We start from the raw sequence: 21,976 nt of genomic DNA on the forward strand, positions 1-21,976 counted from the left end.
CGATGATGAAGGAATACCTCTTCAACTTGATTAAAAAACATCAATACAATATCTCCATCTATACGGAAGATATTTTTGAGAGACGTTGTCAGGAAGAAATTATCCGCAGCGACGAGGATAAGAGTTCCTTCGTGTACATTGAATTTGATTTTGACTCCATCGACAATACCCTCGGGAATGAGAGCAATTCCCAGCTGTTCTGGAACATCTTTCTAGAGACGCTCTCCAAGAACAAGCGCGGGAACGACATCCTTGGATTCCTCGAACACGAAAGTGGAATCGGGCTTTTGCTTCTGGATTCAAAAATTGATGGCTGGACACGCCTTATCGGTCGCTTTATCCGCACTGCAAGCAAGCACAACTTCGATATCATGAACCTCGTGTTTGAGAAAAACGTGAAGCCCATCGTCTACCCAAGCTGCATCCAGGATATCCAGGCACAGCAAGCCGCAAAGCAGGAACAATGAAAGTCCTTGTCATAGGCTCCGTTTATCCGAGATTTCAAGAAGACGCCGAAGTTCCCTGGCTGCGCACTTCCATCGCGCACCTCAAAAAGGCAGGCGTTGAAATCCAGGTACTCGCCCCTGCGTACAAAGGACTCAAGAGCCACGACATCGATGGCACGCATGTGAACCGCTTCCGCTATGCGCCCGCCTCTTGGGAAATCCTCACGCACGAAGAAGGCGCTCCAAGCAAAATAGCCTCCAAGCCGTGGTTGCAGCTGCTTGCTATTCCCTATATCATTAACGGATTTTTCCAGTGCATCAGGATTTGCCGCAAGTGGCGCCCTGACGTGATTCACGCACATTGGCCGTTCCCGCACGCCTACATCGCTCTCGGCGCAGCAAAGCTTTTTAAAATTCCGCTTGTGCTAAATTTCCACGGTGCAGAGCTCTTGCTCATCCGCAAAAAGAAGTGGGTCAAGCCGCTTTTGAAATTTGCCATCGGACAGGCTCAGGCAATCTTTGCAAACTCGAGTTTCACCGCCGGGAAAATCAAGGCGCTCCGCAATGTGGACGTCGAATGGAGCCCGTACGGAACGACTCTCGAAGGGGCAAGTCTTCCCCTCGCTTCTGCTGCAGATGCAGCATCCGCTACCCCTTCTAGCGGGGGCACCCCGCAACGCCCCGAACCGCATGCAATAAACAACAAGTTCAAGATTCTCTTTGTCGGTCGACACATCGAACGCAAGGGAATCTGCTACCTCATCGAAGCCGCAAAGTACTTGCCCAGAGACAAGTTCGAAATCCGCATCGTCGGTGTCGGAGACTTGACCGAACAGCTTAAGCAGCAAGCAGCCGCAGTAAACGACGGCGCCGAAATCATTTTCACGGGCAAGCTCTCGCCCGAGGATCTCGCAAACGAATACAAGACGGCAAACGTCTTTACGCTCCCTGCCATCGTCGACCACAAGGGCGACACCGAAGGACTCGGAGTCGTGCTCATCGAAGCGATGGAACTTGGACTGCCGATTGTTGCAAGCAATGTCGGCGGCATCCCGGATGTCGTTGTCGACGGAGAGTCCGGAATTCTCGTTCCCGAGAAAGACCCTGCTGCGCTTGCCGACGCCTTCAAGCGTCTCGAAGCAGACCCGACATTGATTCAAAAACTTCTTGCCGGCGCCCGCAACCGCATTGACAAGTGCTTCACCTGGGATGGCATCATCGAACGCCAGGTTGAAGTCTACAAGCGCCTTCAGCAATAAACAAAAAAACCGCGATTCTTCGCGGCATTTTTTTTCAATATTTCTAATAACTAGTAACTTGGAACTATTAACTAATTAAATTACTTGATCTTAAATCCGGCCTTTTCGAAAGCGAGCTTGTTTTCCGGATTCTTCAAGGCAACATTCGTAATCCAGTCATATTCTGCAATGCCGCCCTGCAGGCCTACACGAGCGCAGAGCTGGTCACGGGCAACGTTATATGCATTGAGAATCTGGATCTTTTCAAAATCCTTGGCATTGTCGATTTTTTCGGACCACTTCACGCCAAGTTCAACAAGCCCATTGCTTGCCTTAGCATAAACGATAGCCTTTTCAACAGTGATGACGGATTTTGCAGGAGCCGTAAACGGAAGCACAGGAACAATCGGCTGCGACTGCGGCAACACGACCTGATTTGCAGTTGTTGCTTCCGGCTGCTTGTCAGAACAAGAAACAAAAAAAGAGGCGATTGCCAAAAGTGAAATTACTAGAATTTTTTTTGACATGCTCGCCTCTTTTTTTTGTAATAGCGGTTCAGGGATTTGAACCCCGGACCAATGGATTATGATTCCAGTGCTCTACCGCTGAGCTAAACCGCCATTGACCCAAATTTAACAAAAGGTTTTAAAATTTTCAAGGGGTCTTTGAAAAATAAACCTTAGTTTCTAAAAAATTTTCGCCCCATTCAATCACGCGCCAACCCGGTGCAGCGGAGCTCAGACAAAATACCGAAATATTCGGATCAATCTGCATCTGCGTCGATGGAGTCACGTAAACTGTCTTGTCACCAAAATGCTCAAGCATCTCGCTGTGATAATGTCCCACAAAAATATGCTTGAGATTCTTTATCTTCAAAAGCGTCGCCTGGACTTCGTCAATATTCTTCATCGCATACCGCAAGTCCATAAACTTGTGGTCGCAATGGCAAGGAGGATGGTGGAGGAACAGCAAAACCTCGCCATCCACTTTTGCAGTTTCCTGTTCAAGCCATGTCAGCTGTTCACTGGAAACTGTACCGTCCGCGCTGTCCAAGAAAAAGATGGAACGACCGTCGATATCGTAACGGTAATAGCATTTTCCATTGTGAACCTTGCCCTTCAAGTCAAAATACTTCTCCATGACTTCAAGGTCATCGTGGTTCCCCGGAATAACGCACACCGGTACTTTGCAATCTTTCAGCACCTGGGCGACAAACTCGTAGGCACCCGGCGTCGCATTATCGGCCAGGTCACCAGAAATAACCAGAAGGTCCAAGCCTTTCATGGTTTCGGAATTGTATGCAGTCAGGAAATTCTTACGGACATCGATATCCTGCACAGGACTCGCATTTTCACCAATGTGAGTATCAGATATCTGACCTATCTTAAGAACTCTTCTTTCCATACATCTACGTAGAATATACTAGAATATAGCTTTTGAGACTAAAAAATGAAAACTTTATTCGCTTTTTTGTGCTTTTTATGATAAAGTGCGTGCAATTGTGAACTTCATCACAGAATCTTCAACATACTTTCGTGACCATTTCGTGAATTAGCATTGAAAACTCAGGTTCAACATCTATCAACGTTGAAGAAAGTGAATAGATTTTAAATTTTCAACATTAATCCACATTTTCTTTATCTCTATAAGTCATTGAATATCATCAAGTTACGTTTTAACCTTAAATTTTTTATCCACTATTCACTACATTAAATACTAAATATCATATATAAATATATCTAGTATTATTTAATATAGTCGGTTGATTACTTTTCTTTTTTGCTTGCGGGCGTTTCGTTCATATCGCAGGAACCCTGAAATACAGCTCCTTCGTTAATGACGAGCTGATCGGCCTTTACGTTTCCGATTATTTTGGCATTATCCTGGAGGATAAGTTTAGTTTTGCAGTCCACATTTCCCTTGATGACACCTGCAAGAATAGCGGCGCCACATTTGACGTCGCCATCAATAATGGCAAGCTTTTCAAGAATCAGTTCACCGTCGATGGTTACATTTCCGTAAACCTTCCCGGCAATGCGCAAATCCGTTTTTCCGGCTATGTCGCCATTGACCTGGACGTTTCTCCCAACTTGAGTAAATTCCTGTTCGTTCTTGCTTGCCATAATTTTCCCCTAATTTATTGCGCTAATAATTCGCTAGTAAGTAAATATCGTTTCTGGATCTTGCGGAACGTTATTCTTGGTAATGGAATAATGCACGTGCGGACCACTCGTATTTCCGGTATCGCCTACGTAGCCTATGACATCGCCTTTTGTGACATTCGCACCCCTTCGGGTCCTGATGCTCTTGAGATGTGAATAAGACGACTTGTAACCATTCTGGTGGTCGATGACAACTGTGTTTCCGAGGTCGCCACTGTTACCTGCGAATGTGACTTTGCCGCTGCCCGATGCAAAGACCGGGTTCCCCTTGCGTGCCGAGATGTCGATACCCAGGTGCTTGTTTTCGTACGAGAATTTTTTACTGATGATGCCCACAGCCGGAATCACGTTCGGGATTCGTTCCAGTCGGATTTTTTCGTCGGTCGTAAGCCAGTTGTGGATACCTTCGAAATCGATCTGGTTTTTCGCAGACGGCACATGCGCAAAGCGGTTGCGTTCAATGATGCTGTTGATTTTGTTGGAGTCGTTTTCGAGGAACGTCTCGAAAATATTCTGGATTCGGTTTTCCATGATCCACAGCGAATCAAGTCTCGAGAAAAGTTCTTCGTAGTTCGCGTTCTGCTTTACGAGCTGTGCATTGTGCACGCGCATCTTTTCGTAAGAGATGAGAGTCTTGTTGATCTTTGCAATGTGGACTATGAACAAAATAAGAATAATAGCGACCAGGACAAGCCCGATATGGAACAAGACAAACTGCTTGCTCGATATGCGGTACTTCCTTGAACCGGTCGTGTTTTCCGGAATAATCTGGATGGTGTAATACTTACGACTCACGATTTTACCGTTAGCGGTTGTCCATTATTTCCTGAATTCGAGTCAGGTCGTCCATGGAATAGTAGTTGATGACGATAGTGCCCTTGGTCTGATCCTTGGCGCTCGGATTGAGTGCGACCTTTGTACCGAAGAACGTTTCGAGCCTGTTCTCGAAATTCTTGAGGTCGGCGCTGAGTTCCGGCTTCGGTCTCGGTTCGCTGCCGTGGACTTCCGGCATTTCATCTTCTTCGGGAGCTTGGGGAGCGTCGGCCGGATTGGTTGTAGAATCTTCTGCAGCTTCAGCAGATTTTTCAAACGGGTCTTCACCGCGGGCGATCGCTTCGATCTGGCGGACGTTCAATCCTTCTTCGATGACGCGTTTTGCAAGAGCTTCCGGATCTGCAATTTTTTCACTGCAGAGAGCACGGGCGGCACCGCCTGCAAGTTTGCCTTCCTGAATCCAGGCCTGGACCTGGTTTGGGAGCTTCAAAAGACGAAGTGCGTTTGTGATGGCGGAACGGGACTTGCCGACCGTCTTGGCCAAGTCGTCGTGCGTATAGTTGTGGTTGTCGATCAACTGCTGGTAAGACTGTGCCACTTCAATCGGGTTCAAGTCCACACGCTGGATGTTCTCGATGAGAGCCCATTCGCTCATGGTCTTGTCGTCGAGATTTTCGTAAACCTGAGCCTTGATGGTTCTGCAGTTGGCAAGTTTCGATGCACGGGTACGGCGTTCACCACTGATAATCTGGTAACGGTCGCCTACCTTGCGGACAGCAATCGGCTGGATAAGTCCGTGCTTTTCGATGGTTTCAGCAAGTTCGACAAGTTCATCATCGTCGAAGAACTTACGCGGCTGGAACGGGTTCGGGTCAATCAAGTCGATGTTGATTTCGACGATTTTCTGATTGTCCGGATTTACGTTTTCGGTAGCTCCGGTATTGTTGATAGCGTTATCGACAGAGTTGCCGAGAACATCGTGTGCCTTAAAAATTGCAGAGAGACCGCGACCAAGTGCTTGTTTACCCATTTTTTAGTTCCTAGTTATTAGTTACTAGTTAATAGTTAGTAGTCAATGGTTATTAATTAAAAGTTTATGCAAGTGTCATTCTGAGCGAAGCCGTTAGGCGAAGTCGAAGAATCCAGTGAAGTTGTTGCCTGGATCCTTCCCCTATCACTTCGTTCTAGGGTCAGGATGACTTCGTCACTTTTCTTTGTTCAGTATTTCTTCGGCGAGCTTCATGTACGACTGCGAACCAGTGCTCTGCACATCGTAAAGGATGACCGGCTTGCCGTGGGACGGAGCTTCGGAGAGTTTCACGTTGCGCGGAATCATCGTCTGGAAAACGGTGTCGCTCAGGTTTTCGCGAACTTCTTCGGCAACCTGCTTCGAAAGGCTCAGACGGGAATCGTACATCGTGAGGAGGGCGCCTTCGATTTTCAAGTTGGAGTTCAGATTCTTCTGGACTTCACGGATAGTCTTGAAAAGTTCAGTCATACCCTGCAATGCATAATATTCACACTGCACCGGAATGAGCACGCTCGTTGCGGCCGTCAGTGTATTAATTGTGAGTAAGTTCAGGCTCGGAGGAGCGTCGATGATGATGAAATCGAACTCCTGCTTGAGAACGTTCATCACACGTTCGAGTCTGCGTTCGCGGCTCATGGCGTTGACAAGTTCAATTTCCATGACGGCGAGGTCCGGTCCAGAAGTGATGACCTTGAGGTATTCAAGCGACGTGTCCAAGATGGCGGGCTTGATATTTTCGAGCGTGAGATTGTCCGGATTACCAGCCATGTCCAGGATTTCGTGGATATCCATATCTTGGGATTCCATGAAACCGAGACCTTGAGAGGCATTACCCTGCGGGTCCATGTCTAAAAGAAGTGTCTTCTTTTCAAGGGCTGCAAAACTCGCGGCCAAGTTTACGGCCGTAGTAGTTTTACCGACACCACCTTTTTGGTTGCATATGGCGATAATTTTACTCATTATTACCTCGGGTGACTAGAGCGTACACCTGTTCTTCTTCTGGAAGTTCGTACTTCTGGATATGCACTTTCGGATCGTTTTCCAAATGGGCAATATTGTTGAAGCTCTTCAGCGTGACAAAAGTTCCGCCGTGCTTGAGACCTGCCTGGGCACGTTCCCAGTCGTTTTCGAAAGTCGAGAGGGCGCGGCAGCTGATAAAGTCAAGGTCTGTGAGGCCGGAAGTTTCAAAGCGCTTGCCGACGACGGTCAAGTTGTCCAGGTGAAGTTTTTCCTTGACCATCTGCATAAAGTTCACGCGCATGTGGCGTGGTTCAACAGCATAGAACTGCACGTTCGGCATAGCAATTGCAAGCGGGAAAACTGGGCAACCTGCACCAGCACCCATATCGGCCCAACGGAGTTTGCCACCCTGAGCGGAAATTTCCTTTCCTAAAAACACAAAGGGAACGAGCGAGTCGGCAATGTGCCTGCTCAAAAACTTTTCAGAATCCTTTGCTGAAATCAAGTTACCATATTCCTTGGTGTCCACCACCAAGTCTGCAAACTGGTAAAGCTTGTCGAGAGTTTCATCGGACAGCTGTACACCATGTCCCGAAAGGAACTGGTTCAAAAGATCTTGCTGCGCTTTGTTAGTTTTATAACTCAAGTTTTCTCTTTTTGTGATATGGAAAAGTGTTTGGACACTTCGTGTCCAACATGCTCATGCTCGGTCATGCCGGTGTACAAGCACCCCGTCGCGACACTCGCTATCGCATGTTTGCTCCATCGAAGCCAACTTGCTGCACCTCGGAAATGTCGGTAAACGAGTTTCCCGCCGCTTCCTCGGTTTGCAAGTGTTTCACGTGGAACATTTTTGACTATCATATTCCGATTTGAAATTTAGTATAACTTTTTTAGAAAACAATTAACAAACTCCCCCGCTCCCTAAAATTCATAAAATATATGTTGATAACATTTTGATAAATGTTGAGAAACTGTTAAGCCGAATGCTGCGAAATGTATGCTTGCATACATTTCATAGCTGAGGCGCCAGTTTCGCGCTTGCGCAAATGTTGTTAAGGTGAGAATCGCTTTGTTTTTTGTTTGGACTATGTTTGCTCCTTCGGAGCCAACTTGCTGCACCTCGAAAATGTCGGTAAACAAGTTTCCCGCCGCTTCCTCGGTTTGCAATTGTTAGGACACTTTGTGTCCTACCTCTTGGGGCTCAGTAATGCCCATACAAGTATGGGCGCTACATTCGCCCTGTAGAGGTTTCACGTGAAACACAGCCGAGGTCAGAAAGCGAAAAAATGCTTGCATTTTTTTATTTGCTGACCGATGGGTGTTGGACTATGGCTTTGCTATAGTCCAAACATATAAAAAATCCTCCCGATTCTGGGAGGATGTTCAAGAAGTTTAAAGCTAAATGTTAGCGGTATAAAAAGAAGTAAGTTCCGGTCTTGCGGTCTTCCCCATCTTCCGTATGTGTATCGGTCAGTATGACCATCCCGTCTTTAACACCAGTTTCGTAACGATTCCAGGTGTACCAAATGTCGCCACGATGTTCTTTCCTATAGCAGGTATTTTTATCGTTCTCGTCCATGACAATGATTTCATTATAATCAATTCTGAAAATGGTATCTGTTTTTATGACGTAAGTGATGGTAAATTCGCCGTCTTCGTCGGAGGATGTGGTGGCCAGGGAATCCCCATCGAAATAGATGGTCATTGTGTTGCTTACATCGCCAACTGTTTCAGTTATTGTCCAAATGTTGCCTTCGTGTACAACTGTAGGTTCTTGGGTTCTTACAGTGGTCTGGTATGTCCATTCACCATTGCGGAGGTTTGCTTCGTAAACGCTGTCGAGGTGTGTGCCGTTCCAATAGTCTTTGTAAATGTAGATGGATTTGCCTCTATTACTAGCGCTACCCTTGTCCATGTAAAGACTGTCTGGTACTAAACCATGATAATCCTTGTCGTAGAGAGAAAGAACTGACCTCTTGTAATCGAATACTGTTTGGAGACAGTTGGTGTAGGTATATCCTATAGTATTATTAATGGGTGGATTGTTGACGGGTGCTGTGCTTGAAGAATCGTCGCTACAGGCAATAAATAGTGCTGCTGCTAAAAGAAAAATTTTAGAGTTCATAACTCCCCCATGATATATTTGAAAAGATTAAATAGATAATTAAGTTGTGTGTAAATCTAATCAAATGGATGAGAAAATGCAAGGATATTTGTTAGTGAGCTGGTTTTTGTTCATGTCGCGAAAAGCTTTCCACGAAGAAAGGAATTGCGATTATCTTAAAGAACCACCCGATGTTGCGTTGCTTGTTGGTTATTTCAAAAGATGCGCCTGCCGTTACCTGAGCTAAGAAAATCCCGAATTGTATTCCTACTTCTTCGATGAATCCGAACTCTTTAGCGGAATAATGGTATTTGTTGTCTTTTCCTTCAGATCTAAGGAACCATTCTATGGCATGACTTTCGGCCAGTGCAACTCCGGAAAGATTGTTCCCATGCAATATGTACTTTGTTGTTCCGGATGCAAGCCACGCTCCTCCCAATGCTATTTTCTGTAAAGTGCTTTCTTCTGGAGCTGCCATTCCGAGAAAAGCAAACCCTATTAAAGATACTGCACTTCCGATTGATAAGTCATCGATTTTCTTGTCACCTTCGGTCCTTTCTAGCCTGCGATCAAATCGTAGAAATGTATAGTCTGTAAGAAGTCGGTCGATGCCGAAAAGTTTGCTCCCCATGTCTTGGGCGCTCATGCAAAATATATCCACTTCAAATCTTTTAGTGGATGTATATCCTATCCCCCCTAGGAATATTACCTGGAAAGGGTTGTATTTGTTTTCGTAGATGTTGCTTAGGTCTATAGAAAAAGTGGAATCCTGTACTGGATTTTCCAATGCAGATATCTTTGCAAAAGCAAAAGATATAGAGATGAGGAATATGGTAAAGGTCTTTTTAATCATATAGTAATTTCTATTCTGTTGCCTTCGGGGTCGAGGACAACACTTTCGTAATACCCGTCGCCGGTAGTTCGAGGTTGACCTACAACGGGTACACCTTCGGAAGACATTTGTTGGGTCAGATGGTCTACCTCTTCTTTTGAACCAACGGAAAAGGAAAGATGGGTAAATCCGAGATGTTGGGACACTTCGTGTCCAACATGCTCATGCTCGGTCATGCCGGTGTGCGAGCACCCCGTCGCGACGCTCGCTATCGCATGTTTCACGTGAAACACGGCCGAGGTCAGAAAGCGAAAAAATGCTCGTATTTTTTCATTTGCTGACCGATGGGTGTTGGACTGTAACTTCGTTACAGTCCAAACATTTTCTATCCCAACGTCTATATCAGGGCGATGCATGACTTCCAGACGGGCACCATCTTCGAAGGTGATGAACCGGCTGGTAAATTGTTTTGCTGGGTTATGGTAAATCGGGTGGACTACCCCGCCGAAATATTTCCGGTAGAACTCGCATACCTTGTCGATATCTTTAACCCAGATGGCAATATGTTCAATCTTCATAAAAACTCTATAAACAATATACCTAATTCGAATAGAAAAAATTCTATAAACATATCATGTTTCACGTGAAACATGCGATAGCGAGTGTCGCAAAAATATGCTTGCATATTTTTATGACCGAGCATGAGCATGTAGGACACGAAGTGTCCAAACACAATCAAGAATACCAAGCAAAAACATACTCGTATGTTTTTATTTGGTATTCGCAGAGTGTAGGACTACGATGTAATCGTAGTCCCAACACATGAGCCGAGAGTCGCAGATTTCTATTATATATTAGTATATTTATCGCATGAAACTTTATCGATTCTTTCTCCCCTATCTAATAGTCCTTTTCATGGCGAGTGCATCCTTTGCCGATGATGCCCCAAAAATGGAAAATGCCGCAGTTAACTCGAACGGATCCGGCCTTGCACTGATTTCTTGGGATCTATTTATTGGCGGAATGAATAGTTTTACTGTGGGTGCCGACTGGATATTTGGCGATTACAATATTCTTTATGCTTCGACCTCCCGAGTAAAAGAGATTCCGAAACATTCGTGGGTGTGGACTCTTAGAACACAGGCTCTTTGGGCACCGAAATTTGGTGTTTACTTGCAACCCACAATACAGTATATGTTTTTTGATGGGTTCTTGGCAATGTGCAAGATTTCGGTCGGGCCAGAAATCGGTTATAAAAGAAAAACCGGATTTGAATATGGTGGGTCTGTCCGTGTAGGTGCATTCATTGATTTATTGAATTTTGAAATGGGATATTTGGTAAATTCAAAACGAACCTATATGAACATCATTCTCAACCTGCCTTCGGGTCTCGGAATCTGGGTTTAAATACGGAGGTCCCATGATCGATATTGAAATTATCCAGGGGGATATCACCAAGCTCAAAGTGGATGCCATTGTGAATGCGGCGAATTGTTCGCTGTTGGGTGGTGGTGGTGTTGATGGGGCGATTCACCGTGCAGCGGGACCGGAACTTTTGCAGGCATGTATTCCCCTAAAAGGTTGTGAGACGGGTCAGGCCAAAATCACTCCCGGGTTTAAGCTCCCGGCGAAGTTTGTGATCCATACCCCGGGGCCGGTTTATCGCGACGGCCTGCATGGTGAACCTGAACTTTTGGAATCGTGCTACAAGAACTGTCTCGCCCTTGCCGAACAGAACGGTTGTGAGTCTGTCGTCTTCCCCGCTATTTCATGTGGGGTCTACGGATATCCCTGGGAGTCTGCAACTGAAATTGCCGTGAAAACGGTCCGTGAATATCCCGCACAGAATGTCAAGAAGGTCATCTTCTGTTGTTTCAGTGCAGAGATGGAAAGGATCTACCAAGATGTATCGCAGCGTATTTAGTAGTGAAAAACTGTGCGTCAAAAGTGCGGTAAAAACAACACTTCGTCGGCAAATCCAAATATCCTCCCTTTAATACCCTATTCTTTTTGTATATTAGATGGAAAACAATTGGAGAATTAAAATGGAAGAAGTTGAAAAATTCATCAAGGAAGCTGGCGCCTATTTCCTCGCAACAGTTGACGGTGACGAACCGAAAGTGCGCCCGTTCGGGACCATCGAGATTTTCGAAGGCAAGCTCTACATCCAGACCGGCAAGTCCAAGAATGTTTCGAAGCAGATTCAGAAAAACGGCAAGGTTCAGCTTTGCGCCATGAACAAGGCTTGCAATAAGTGGCTCCGTTTGAGCGGAACGCTCGTCCGCGATGATCGTCGTGAACCGAAGGTCCACATGCTCGAAGCCTACCCTGAACTCAAGCGTATGTATTCCCCGGATGACGAAAACACCGAAGTCCTCTACTTCAAGGATGCAACCGCCACGTTCTGCAGCTTCACCGAAGCACCGCGTACTGTGAAATTCTAGTTTCCTTGTCATCCCGGACTTCGTTCCGGGATTTTTTCTAGACGCCGAGTTCCCCGCGAGCTCGGCTTTTTTATTGTTCGCTTTATAAAATTCGAAAAAAGTTTCACATGAAACATGCGATAGTGAGTGTCGCAAAAATATGCTTGCATATTTTTCCCAAAAGAGGATAACTCAACTACGAAACTAAAGTTTCAAGTTTCGTATATATGGCCGAGCGTGAGTATGTAGGACACGAAGTGTTCAAACAATGGATTGCTGTTTTTATACAACATATATTATATAGTTGATAAATTGATTTGATTTTATTAACTAATGAATTTGTAAATCGAAAGAATTGCAAAAACTCACTTTTATTGTTAATAGATAATGAACAATTTTTCCCACAGTAATCGTGTTTCACGTGAAACAATTTTGGATTTGGTGGATAATATGTCAAATAGTGAGATAAATGGTGGATTACTGCTAGTTAAATGATAACATTATATCAACAATCGTTTTTGTGGATATGCACCGAAAAAATTAGTCTTTCGTTCATTTATTTGATGTACATATATTATATTTCATTGTGGAGGCTATATGCAGGACAATACCAAACGCGGTGAACGAGCTCTTTTTTGGATGAAGGCAATCTTTATAATTTTCATCCTGTACTTTTTTTGGAGCGCACCGATTAACGCAATTTTCCCTGGCGCAGAAGATAATACGCTGGCCCCCTCGGTTTTGGTGCGCATTGGCTTTGGCTTCCTGGTCAGCATTGGGATGCTTTTTTCGCTGATTGCATTTTTGGTCTACTTTCTGTCGTGGTTGCATCGTGCGGTTGCAAATCTGCAAATTGTTTCTGTGACCGATTTTTCTCCGATGGGTGCAGTCCTTCTTACCTGTATCCCCTTGGTCGGTTTTGCTTTGCACTTCTGGATTTTTAACGACATGGTCGCCCGCCAGCACGACTGCATGCATGAACGTGGAATTTTGAAGGAACGCTTCCCGAAAAAATTCTTGATTGCGTGGTTCCTTGTTTCGCTCGGAATTTTGGCCTTGATGTTTACGGGTACGGGCAATACGTCTGGTCAGTCAATCAAAGGTTTGATTGAAAATATTCTCACCGTCGTAAGCATCGGCCTTTACATCAAGTGCTTCACATTTTATATCGCGCGCGAACGTGAACTTTATAACGTTCACACGGAGACACTTTTCCGCAAGCGTGTCGATGAAATTATCCGCGAGCGCGAAATCGAACGTGCCGCCGACCAGCTCCGCGACAAAGAGTAATTTTTGAGTGCGCGGCTTTTAAGAATGCCGCGACTAAAAATACGTCGCGACGTATTTTTTCTGGAATTCCGGATCTTCGTGCGCCCAGTGCTTTTCTTCCATCGCCTGGTATTGCCAGTTGAGCGCCTGCATAAATTTTTCCGGCTCGCAGAGATTCCTGAAAATCGTATCGAGGTCGTCGACCGTCGTACCTGAACCGACCAGCTGTTCCTTCGGAATGTAGCTGTACGGAGAACTTGCGAAATCGCTCCCGATGAAGACTGCTCCGAGTGCGGCCGCTTCCTTGAGTTTCAAGTCGCTCTTTGCGCGGTTGAAATTATTGGCGGCGAGCGGTGCCAGGAAAAAGTCGGGCTTGTGGCTCGCGACCGTCTGTGCGAACGGCAAAAAACTCGTGTACGGAATCTTCGTGAATTTTCCGTCGAGGTCCTTCAGAAAATCCGGCTCGCCAAAAATCTGGAAGTCGATGCTCCCGTCTTCGATGTGTTTGCGGATCCATGGAATCCATGCGCCCTCGAGGTCGCCCGGAATTTCGGCAGTGAAATGCCCGAGACTGCCGGCGTACATCACCTTCGGTTTTCCTGTGAAGGCGGACGTCCTCTGTGACATCCCGAACAGCGACTTGGAAATCCCGTTCGGCATCACGACCGCGTTTACGCCGAGGTCGGACTTGATGCGGCTCGCGAGGTAGCGCGTCGAGCAGACTACCACGTCAAAAAGCGGCAACACCTGCTTGAGACTCGTGAGCATCATCTGGTCGTGATTCGGAATGTTCTTTGCGTACGATGCGATGACCGGCGACAAATCCCACTGCAAGTCGTCCAGGTCGGTCACGAGCTTGAACCCGCATTCCTTCTTGAGCTTCGCATAGAACAACGCAAGCTGCGCGCGCCCCGGCGCCGTCGGCTTCTGCAGAATCACCGCCCGCGTCTGCTTGAGTGCGTCTTTGTTCGCACAGACAATCTGGGTGACAGACGGCACGACCTGAAAATCGTTAGGCCCCATGAACTGGGTGCAAGGCAAAATGCAGCGAACCCAGTCGGATTGCGCCATGTCATAAGGATGCACGATAACTTGCGTTCTGATCATGGAAGGAAAGGTAGTAAAAAGTTTTGAGGAACGCAAAAGTGTTTTGCGAAAGAAATAAGCGCGAGCTGCTGGATGGAACTGCGCGAAACGCTGAATAGAACCGCGCGCGAGATGTCATCCCGGACTCCGTTCCGGGAGCACCTTTTATAGTAAGTGGAAACCGCGTTCGAAATGCGAATGGAAACTGCGCCGGACATTGCCCCGCCTCACCCTCCCTTTCGCACTGTCATTCTGACCCTGTAAGGGGAAGAATCTAGTGACATTCCTTTAACATTGACATTCCTCTTCGAGGCGTGACACTTGGCTTCGGTCATGCTAGAATAAATTCTGTCGCGACACTCAGCCTTCGTGTCATTCCGACCAGAGCTAGCCCTGAGCGCAGTCGAATGGGTGCCGGAATCACCTTCTTGCACCGTCATCTTGAGCATCGCGAAAGAACCAGTTACATTTTCATGAATCGTCGAACTCGTGAGTCGAGATCTTTTCACTTTTTTGGGAACAAATGTTCCGCATTATTACATGATTTATCTGTTGTTTATAACAGATAAAAGTAATGAGTTTATAAAAAACTTACTTTATGAAAGTTTGTTGGCTATTTGTTAGTATTAGTATAAATTTGATGAGAAAATTTTTTTAGGAATCAAAAATATAAATAAGACAATTTGAAAAGAATATTGTTAAGAAAAAATGTCTAGCATATTGAAGTTTTAAAAAAAAACAGAGAGGAAAAAATGATAAGAAAAGTAAACTTAAAGTGTGCAAGTTACAAGCAAATAGCTACATTAGAAACGGACAAAAAAATCAATTTACTATATGGTTTGAACGGAAGTGGCAAAAGTACATTTTCTGAATTTTTGCGAAAAATAGATTTTGGCGATGATAGATTTGCAGAATGTTCGATTGAAACAGATAATGTTCAAAATAAAAAGAAACTAGCTTCTGACGAGAAAATTCTTGTTTATAATCAAAAATGGGTGAACGAAGCTTTTTATGAAAGTCCCACATTAAAAGGAATCTTTTCTTTATCTAAAGAAAATACAGAGGCAAAAAAGAAAATTGATTCTGCAAATCAAAAAAAAGAAGAACTAGAAAAGATAAAAAACGAAAGAGATGTGGATAAGGAAAAATCGAAGGGATTATTTGATAGCAAGAAATTAAAGGTTATTAATTCTATTTGGAAAATAAAAACTGATTATACAGGTGGAGAGCGAAAAACTGATCAATTCTTTAAAGGTTTAAAAAGTGATAAAAACGAACTCTTTAATCGCCTTTTTAAAATTTCAAAACCTACTGTTAATCCTTTAAAAAATATTGATGAGATAAAAAAAGAGCTAGATATATTAACAAATAAAAATGTAACGAAAATAAGCCCCTTAAATCTTCTTCAAATCAATGGATTGTCGGACATTGACATTACTCTTTTGAAAAAAGAAATTACAGGTAGCAAAAATTCAACATTTTCATCTTTGCTTGATCAACTTCAAAATAGCGACTGGGTAGATGCGGGTTTAAAATATGTAGAAAATCAAAACGAGCCTGCATTTTGTCCGTTTTGTCAGAAAAAAATAGACAAAACTCATCTTTTAGCCGAACTGAAATCTTGTTTTGATAAATCGTACGAGCAAGAGAAACAGAAACTTCAAAACATATATGATAGTTATAAAAGCCAAATAGAAAGTATTGTTTCAGAACCAGCTTTTAAACAAAATGATTTACTGAAAGAACTTTATACAACTTATGAAGCTGCTTTGGAAAAGTTAAAAACCGAATTAAACAAAAATTTGGATATCATAAAAGGAAAACTTTCTACGCCAAGCAAGCCTGTCATCTTAAATTCAGTCGATGTAGAATTATCAGGTTTGAATGAGATAATAAAATCGGCAAATATCAGGATTGAAGAATTTAATGCAAAAATTGACCAAAAGGATAAAACATTAAAAGATCTGGAAAATTTGTTTTGGCAAAATATTAGATTGCAATATGACATAATCATCTCCAATTATGAAGCCGACAAAGCAACCTATGAAAAAGAGCAAAAAGATCTTGATAATAAAATTGCAGAAATTACTACAAAGATAAAGGAACAAGATAGCATTATCGCCGACCAAACAAAACTGGTTTCAAATATTGATGTAGCCGTAACGAACATAAACAATCGCCTTGTTGATCTTGGAATAGATAGTTTTCAAATAGTAAAATATGATAATGACAAGGCGGAATATAAACTCACTCGCACAGGAGAAGATGATGATAATATTTTTGAATCTTTAAGTGAAGGTGAGAAAATGATAATTAGTTTTCTCTATTTCATTGAAGAATGTAGAGGTAAAGAAGATTCTAAGACGACGGAAAAAAAGAAAATTATTGTCATTGATGACCCAATTTCGAGTTTGTCGCATATCTATGTTTTTAATGTAGGTTCTTTAATTAAAACAGAATTCTTTGGATCATCAAATATTTATGAGCAGATTTTTGTATTAACTCACAATTTGTATTTTTTCTATGAATTAGCCAAAGCTCCTTATCGTGATATGAAAAGGCTCAAAGATGAAGAACAAGAAAAAGAACGTAAAAAAGAATTCAATTTATTCCGAATTGTAAAATCTGCAAATGGTAGTTCTCTCATTCCAATGAAATATAGTGAAATTCAGAATGACTATCAAATGTATTGGTCGGTAGTAAATGATGAGAATACTCAACCAGCGTTAATTGCAAACTGTATGAGGAATATAATTGACTATTTCTTTGGATTTATAGAAAAAAATGCCTTGGATGGTGTATTCAAGAAGAAGGAGTTTAAAGATAATATAAAATATCAAGCCTTCTATAGATACATTAATCGAGAATCACATTCTGATAATGTAAATATATATGACATGAAGGAGTTTAATTATTCCGATTTTCAGGAAGCTTTTCATGAAGTATTTACATTAGCTGGTTACGAAGAACATTATAATAGAATGAAAAAAATAGGAACAGCCAAATAGTAGAGAGCATTAAATGCTTAAAATTATAGCCGATTATCGTGAAACGGTAATCGGCTTGATTTTTTATTGAAAATCTTTCTCAATGTTTTTTAATTTCTTGTCAGTGAGTTTCTTTTTATTAATAAGTAGAGCAATTGAGCTTAATGGTTGAATAAAGTCCATTCCGTTTATTATCATGTAATTTTCAAAAGTTGGTTCCAATTTTATACGATAATTAGGTATGGTGAAATATTGACGGATTGATCTAATTAAATCGCTTTTGCTACCTTGAACTGCAAGAATACCTGTGTCGGAAGTATTTTGGGGCTTAGTAAGGAGTTCAACTCCAAAGCACGTAATGGAATTGATTTCTATTTCGTTCTCTATAATATTTCCATTGATTTTAAAGATTATATCTGGGTCTCCTGGAATATAAATAACTCGGTTATTGAATAGTTTTAAGCATTCTTTTATGAAATCAAGGCTTTTTGAACCTTTATAAAATTCTAGGTGTTCCACGAGTTGATCGAAGAACATTTTTTTTGATTCGCTTTTTAGTTTTCCTTTTTGATCAAAATAAGCTTCGAAAATTAGTCCACAAAGAATAGGGTTTAGTTGGAATTTTTTGGAAAAATTTAATAATGTAGTATTTTTTTCAGAAAAGAAGTCATCAACGTAAATTTTACCATTTTCCATTGCATCATAGAAATATCGTCCAAGAACAAATAAATTGTTAATCATTTTTTGATTGTCGAAACTTATATAGTGTGATATTTTCTGGGCGCTATTTTTTATTTTTTCCCAATGAATATTAAAATCTTTTTGAAGGTGGGCGATTATTTCTTTAAAATATGAATCAGAATAATTGTAATCAATAATGGAGTATGATGCTATTTCATATTTTTGTGCAATTTGATTGATTTGAGATATGTTTTCTTTGTCGATAAGACTGATTAATTTATATTCCGTTTCGTAATCTAAATAATTTTTAATTGAATTAATGAAATTTAGTATTGTATTTTTTTCAAATTTACTCAACCATGTGTTAATACATTTTTCGTTTAAAAGACCATCAATTATCTTCGATGTGTTGTAAATGCCTATATTATAACTCCATTCTTTTATTATTTCATTTAAGTCACCGAATGAAATAATGCTTATTATAGAGTTTAGATGTTCTTGCTCAAGGATTTCGAATTCGTTTTTTAGAAGAATGGACAAATTTAATACCCAACAGTGATTAGATGTGTAATCAACAGTTTTGTTATTGAAATCTTTAAGATGAATGTGTGTATAACAATTAGTTCTTATTCTATTGAAGTTATTATAAAAGTAATGAAAATTTTCTTTTATAATTGTAAGGAATGTTTTGCTAGAGTTGTTGTATAGATTGGTTCTTTTAAAAGCTAATTCTACCAACATTTGCATTTTGTTTGTTGTAACAGCTTTTTTTTCTTTGATTATTGAATCAATTAAATCTAGAAAATCAACATTTTGTAATATTAAAAATTCAGATTCCTTTTCAAATAAATCTAAACTTACTTTTTGTTCTGTTAGAAGAAAACTATAGAAAGAAGATAAAAAATGGTTTTTAGCGAATGTATCTATATTATATAAAGATATATTTTGTACTTGCTTATTTATTTGTTTTTGAGCAAATAAAATTGTATCTTCAGCGGTACAACTAGAAGATAAATATAGGACGTTATTAAAGTCTATTTTTATTTTGTTCTGTTCGATTAAAATGTGGAATAAACTTGTATTAAGCGCTAAAATAGCTATTGTACCGTCTTTACGTAATTTTGGTAAGTATGTTAAATCTATAAATTCATTACTTAATTTTGCTGTAACTTTTTCAGCAATGTCATCTAAAATTAACGTTGTAAAGAGAAGATCTACAATCCCTTCTGGTGTTATGTTAATTATCTTTTCAGTCAAAAGAATTTCATTTACAAATTTTTCAATGTCAGCTGATTCAAATATTTTGTTTTTCAGTTTTTTTTTATTTCTGATGAAGTCATAGTAATAATGAGGAGGAATTTCTTTTTGTTTTGCAATAAGATAGTCTAAATTAGCTTTTGATAATTGGAACATTGCGCTATTTACTAATAATTGCTGAGTAGCGTCACTAAAAATTGAAATTTTTTCGATTTCAAGTTTGGAAGCAGATAATTTCTTTTTTAAATCCTCATTTTTTATGGCTTCATTTAATGTATAGACTAAGACAGATTGCCTGTCTTCAAAAAAACTATTAAGCGGTTTTGTGATAATATCATCATAATTGGTGTTGGTGTAGAGCAATTGGCAAAATAGGGGACCTGAATTATTGCTAAAAAAAGATAATAGGAGCGATTTTTTTATTTCTATAGGAATATCTGATTGTAATTTTTTTAATAGTTCATTAAGTAAGACATTTATGATATTTTGGTTATCATTTGGCCAATTTATAGATTCAACATACTGATCAATAAAATCATTTTTTGTGTATTTTTCATAATAATTTAAAATTGCAATTATGAAACTCTCTAGCTTAGATGATTGTGATTTATTTATTAAATCAGTTAATATATTGTTATTTAAAATAGAAGGATGCGACCATTGATATGATTTGATTTTATTTTCAACAGATTGTGTATTAATTATTGTTAGTTTAAAATCGGGTTCATTATTTTCTTTTAAATTATTTAAAAATGCATATTCATCTTTTTCAAATAATTCTTCATAAGATGTAGAGAGAAAATCACTATAATTTTCATCAATATATCCTTTAGATAACATGGTAAAAAGAAAGTCTTCGTTGACTTTTTCTTGATCATTATATTCACGTTCTATTATATTTTTGGAACTTTGTATAATTTTAATTAATGATTGATTGTCTTTAAGCAGATCTTTTAATGATTTAGAATCTTCTGATGGATTAATCATTTTAATTTCCCTTGTCTTTTTTTTCATCCAACTTTTTAAAGTAATCTATTTTTGCTTTATGGATGCAATAATAAAGTAATCCTTCATGTTGTAACAATTTTTGAAAATCTTTGGGATATAAGTTCTTGTATAAAATCATTGAAAAAATCCATTGACACGTTGATTGTTTCAATGTTTTATTATCATTTTCTAGTTTTGATCTTAGAAATGATTCATTAACTGATTTGTATATTTTGTATTCGTTTTCGCAATTTTTTAATAGCCGTAAATCGCCTAAAAATGGAGAAATATCTTCAATATATTGCCTACCACAATCTTTTTCAATCTCTTTCATTTCTTTTAGTATAAATCCGGTTGCATTGTCTTTAGTTAATACGGGCACTATGGGTATAATGAAGTCAAAAAATTTTGTTCGTTCATATTTTGAAAAAATATCATCTCTTATCATGTAGATGAAAATAATTTGATTTGATTTTATACTTGGAACATTATTTAATATGTGATTTAATTCTCGTAGTTTTGAAAATATTGTAGAAGATTTAAATCTATCAAGATCTTCAAAAACAACTATTCTTTTATTTTTCAATTTTTCAAAAAAATAAACAAGTTCCGTTATATTTTGACTGAATAAACCGCCTTTGTTATCTTCGAAATGAATATCAAATTGGTGGCAAGAAATTTTTGATAAGTGTATGGGACTTATGTGTAGTAGGAATGTATATAGACAGATAAATATGAAAATAAAAGATAAAAGAAATAAAGCTAGATGATTACAAGCTAAATTTATGAATTTATCAGAGTTGGTGAGAAAAAAAATACAAGTGATAAATATTAAGATTAAAAAAGTTTTGCACAATAACTCCCTATCAGATATATCATTTATTTTTTTGAATCGGGATGCTGGTATTTCATCGTTTTCAACTGAGTATAAAATTTGTTCAAGTATTCCACGCTCAATTTCTATTTCTAGCTCTTCTTCTTTCTTTTTCTGCTCCTGATAAATTCTCCATTGGTCATAATCGGAAATTTCCTCACCAGAGAAAACTTTATATCCAGAATCTGAAGGTTTTACATCGTACTTACTTTTTTCAGAAGGATTTTCATCGCTTTTAAAATTTTTGTCGCATTTGCATGAAAATTTTGCTAGTGAAATATTTATAATTTCACGATTATCAAGCTTCTTTTCTTTAATTTGTTTTATGTAACTTTCCCAAAAAGAACTTTTTCCTGATCCGAAATATCCAGTAATAGCAATGTTATTAACATTAGGTTCTGCTAAAGCCCAATGTAGTGCATCAAAAGTTTTATCCCATTTTATGCCGTTATAGGGAAGTAATGATTGAAAATCATAAAATAGGCCATATTCTTTAGGGCATTTTTCATATCGAATCAACCAAGAAAAATAAAAAAACTTTATTAAAGTAATTATTGCTGAATATTTGGTTTTAATAAAATTTGTCATCTTATTTATAGTTTTATATTTATTTAATGTAAATGCAATAAATGTAATAGACATGATTGTAATAATCATCCAAAATATCGGTATTAATAACCCATATATCATGAATGAGATATCTTTAATGTTCATAAGAAATTTTTTTTGATTATTTTATTTTGCCAAATATATTTTATTCTAATTAAAATAACAGAATAAAAATATGAAGTCATAATAATGTAAGATTTATGTTTGTTTTTGTTTACATATAAGTGCGTAAAAAATAGAAAAAAGTCATCGTT

Annotated in this window: 21 protein-coding genes and 1 tRNA gene; 7 read left to right on the forward strand and 15 right to left on the reverse strand. The window is 39.9% G+C overall.

Going from position 1 to position 21,976, the window contains the following annotated elements; all coding sequences use genetic code 11:
- Positions 1-2 precede the first annotated feature (2 nt).
- Positions 3-467, forward strand: a complete 465-nt coding sequence (locus B7982_RS07990; RefSeq protein ID WP_088660264.1) for a hypothetical protein — start codon at positions 3-5, stop codon at positions 465-467.
- Positions 464-1,705 carry a glycosyltransferase gene (locus B7982_RS07995; RefSeq protein WP_088660265.1) on the forward strand — a complete coding sequence of 414 codons (1,242 nt, stop codon included), beginning with the start codon at positions 464-466 and terminating at the stop codon, positions 1,703-1,705. Before B7982_RS07990 ends, B7982_RS07995 begins: the two co-directional genes overlap by 4 nt.
- Positions 1,706-1,785: 80 nt before the next feature.
- Here the strand turns inward: B7982_RS07995 and B7982_RS08000 are convergent, their stop codons facing one another.
- The 11 genes from B7982_RS08000 to B7982_RS08055 form a co-directional block, all read right to left on the reverse strand.
- Positions 1,786-2,211 (reverse strand): hypothetical protein, encoded by a 426-nt coding sequence (locus B7982_RS08000; RefSeq protein WP_088660266.1) that lies wholly within the window; start codon positions 2,209-2,211, stop codon positions 1,786-1,788.
- Positions 2,212-2,232: 21 nt separating this feature from the next.
- Positions 2,233-2,304: transfer RNA gene (locus tag B7982_RS08005), tRNA-Met, on the reverse strand.
- Between the two features lie 34 nt (positions 2,305-2,338).
- Positions 2,339-3,088 (reverse strand): metallophosphoesterase, encoded by a 750-nt coding sequence (locus B7982_RS08010; RefSeq protein ID WP_088660267.1) that lies wholly within the window; start codon positions 3,086-3,088, stop codon positions 2,339-2,341.
- Between the two features lie 362 nt (positions 3,089-3,450).
- The gene (locus B7982_RS08015; protein ID WP_088660268.1) at positions 3,451-3,807 is read right to left on the reverse strand and encodes a polymer-forming cytoskeletal protein; all 357 of its coding nucleotides are present in this window, start codon (positions 3,805-3,807) and stop codon (positions 3,451-3,453) included.
- Between the two features lie 33 nt (positions 3,808-3,840).
- The gene (locus tag B7982_RS08020; RefSeq protein WP_088660269.1) at positions 3,841-4,641 is read right to left on the reverse strand and encodes a M23 family metallopeptidase; all 801 of its coding nucleotides are present in this window, start codon (positions 4,639-4,641) and stop codon (positions 3,841-3,843) included.
- Positions 4,642-4,651: 10 nt separating this feature from the next.
- A complete protein-coding gene (locus B7982_RS08025; RefSeq protein ID WP_088660270.1) occupies positions 4,652-5,650 on the reverse strand; it encodes a ParB/RepB/Spo0J family partition protein in 999 nt (332 codons plus the stop codon).
- A 174-nt stretch (positions 5,651-5,824) separates the two neighbouring features.
- Positions 5,825-6,610, reverse strand: coding sequence for a ParA family protein (locus B7982_RS08030; RefSeq protein ID WP_014546136.1), 786 nt, complete (start codon positions 6,608-6,610; stop codon positions 5,825-5,827).
- A complete protein-coding gene (locus tag B7982_RS08035) occupies positions 6,603-7,256 on the reverse strand; it encodes a 16S rRNA (guanine(527)-N(7))-methyltransferase RsmG (RefSeq protein WP_158212983.1) in 654 nt (217 codons plus the stop codon). Before B7982_RS08035 ends, B7982_RS08030 begins: the two co-directional genes overlap by 8 nt.
- A gap of 762 nt (positions 7,257-8,018) precedes the next feature.
- Positions 8,019-8,528, reverse strand: a complete 510-nt coding sequence (locus tag B7982_RS08045; RefSeq protein WP_233138436.1) for a hypothetical protein — start codon at positions 8,526-8,528, stop codon at positions 8,019-8,021.
- Positions 8,529-8,829: 301 nt separating this feature from the next.
- A complete protein-coding gene (locus B7982_RS08050; RefSeq protein ID WP_088660274.1) occupies positions 8,830-9,570 on the reverse strand; it encodes a hypothetical protein in 741 nt (246 codons plus the stop codon).
- Positions 9,567-10,127, reverse strand: coding sequence for a VOC family protein (locus B7982_RS08055; protein ID WP_088660275.1), 561 nt, complete (start codon positions 10,125-10,127; stop codon positions 9,567-9,569). Before B7982_RS08055 ends, B7982_RS08050 begins: the two co-directional genes overlap by 4 nt.
- A gap of 292 nt (positions 10,128-10,419) precedes the next feature.
- Between B7982_RS08055 and B7982_RS08060 the strand changes: the two genes are divergently transcribed.
- The 4 genes from B7982_RS08060 to B7982_RS08075 all read left to right on the forward strand — a co-directional run bounded on the left by B7982_RS08060 (position 10,420) and on the right by B7982_RS08075 (position 13,262).
- Positions 10,420-10,956: a hypothetical protein gene (locus tag B7982_RS08060; protein ID WP_088660276.1), complete on the forward strand. Its 537-nt coding sequence runs from the start codon at positions 10,420-10,422 to the stop codon at positions 10,954-10,956.
- Between the two features lie 13 nt (positions 10,957-10,969).
- The gene (locus B7982_RS08065) at positions 10,970-11,473 is read left to right on the forward strand and encodes an O-acetyl-ADP-ribose deacetylase (RefSeq protein WP_088660277.1); all 504 of its coding nucleotides are present in this window, start codon (positions 10,970-10,972) and stop codon (positions 11,471-11,473) included.
- A gap of 121 nt (positions 11,474-11,594) precedes the next feature.
- Complete coding sequence (locus B7982_RS08070) at positions 11,595-11,993, forward strand: pyridoxamine 5'-phosphate oxidase family protein (RefSeq protein ID WP_088660278.1); 399 nt, start codon at positions 11,595-11,597, stop codon at positions 11,991-11,993.
- Positions 11,994-12,569: 576 nt separating this feature from the next.
- The gene (locus B7982_RS08075) at positions 12,570-13,262 is read left to right on the forward strand and encodes a hypothetical protein (RefSeq protein WP_088660279.1); all 693 of its coding nucleotides are present in this window, start codon (positions 12,570-12,572) and stop codon (positions 13,260-13,262) included.
- Positions 13,263-13,295: 33 nt separating this feature from the next.
- Here the strand turns inward: B7982_RS08075 and B7982_RS08080 are convergent, their stop codons facing one another.
- Positions 13,296-14,348, reverse strand: coding sequence for a hypothetical protein (locus B7982_RS08080; RefSeq protein ID WP_088660280.1), 1,053 nt, complete (start codon positions 14,346-14,348; stop codon positions 13,296-13,298).
- A 206-nt stretch (positions 14,349-14,554) separates the two neighbouring features.
- Positions 14,555-14,836: a hypothetical protein gene (locus tag B7982_RS14905; protein WP_158212984.1), complete on the reverse strand. Its 282-nt coding sequence runs from the start codon at positions 14,834-14,836 to the stop codon at positions 14,555-14,557.
- A gap of 243 nt (positions 14,837-15,079) precedes the next feature.
- On the opposite strand from B7982_RS14905, the gene B7982_RS08085 reads away from it, so the two are divergent.
- Positions 15,080-17,335 (forward strand): AAA family ATPase, encoded by a 2,256-nt coding sequence (locus B7982_RS08085; protein ID WP_088660281.1) that lies wholly within the window; start codon positions 15,080-15,082, stop codon positions 17,333-17,335.
- Between the two features lie 63 nt (positions 17,336-17,398).
- On the opposite strand, the gene B7982_RS08090 is transcribed toward B7982_RS08085, so the two are convergent.
- Both B7982_RS08090 and B7982_RS08095 read right to left on the reverse strand, forming a co-directional pair.
- Positions 17,399-20,266 (reverse strand): hypothetical protein, encoded by a 2,868-nt coding sequence (locus B7982_RS08090; protein WP_088660282.1) that lies wholly within the window; start codon positions 20,264-20,266, stop codon positions 17,399-17,401.
- Complete coding sequence (locus B7982_RS08095; protein ID WP_144065936.1) at positions 20,241-21,755, reverse strand: hypothetical protein; 1,515 nt, start codon at positions 21,753-21,755, stop codon at positions 20,241-20,243. The genes B7982_RS08090 and B7982_RS08095 overlap by 26 nt, the downstream gene beginning before the upstream one ends.
- Positions 21,756-21,976: the final 221 nt, after the last annotated feature.

It is taken from the genome of Fibrobacter sp. UWB2 (assembly GCF_002210425.1).
In the GTDB taxonomy this organism is placed as follows: Bacteria; Fibrobacterota; Fibrobacteria; order Fibrobacterales; family Fibrobacteraceae; genus Fibrobacter; species Fibrobacter elongatus.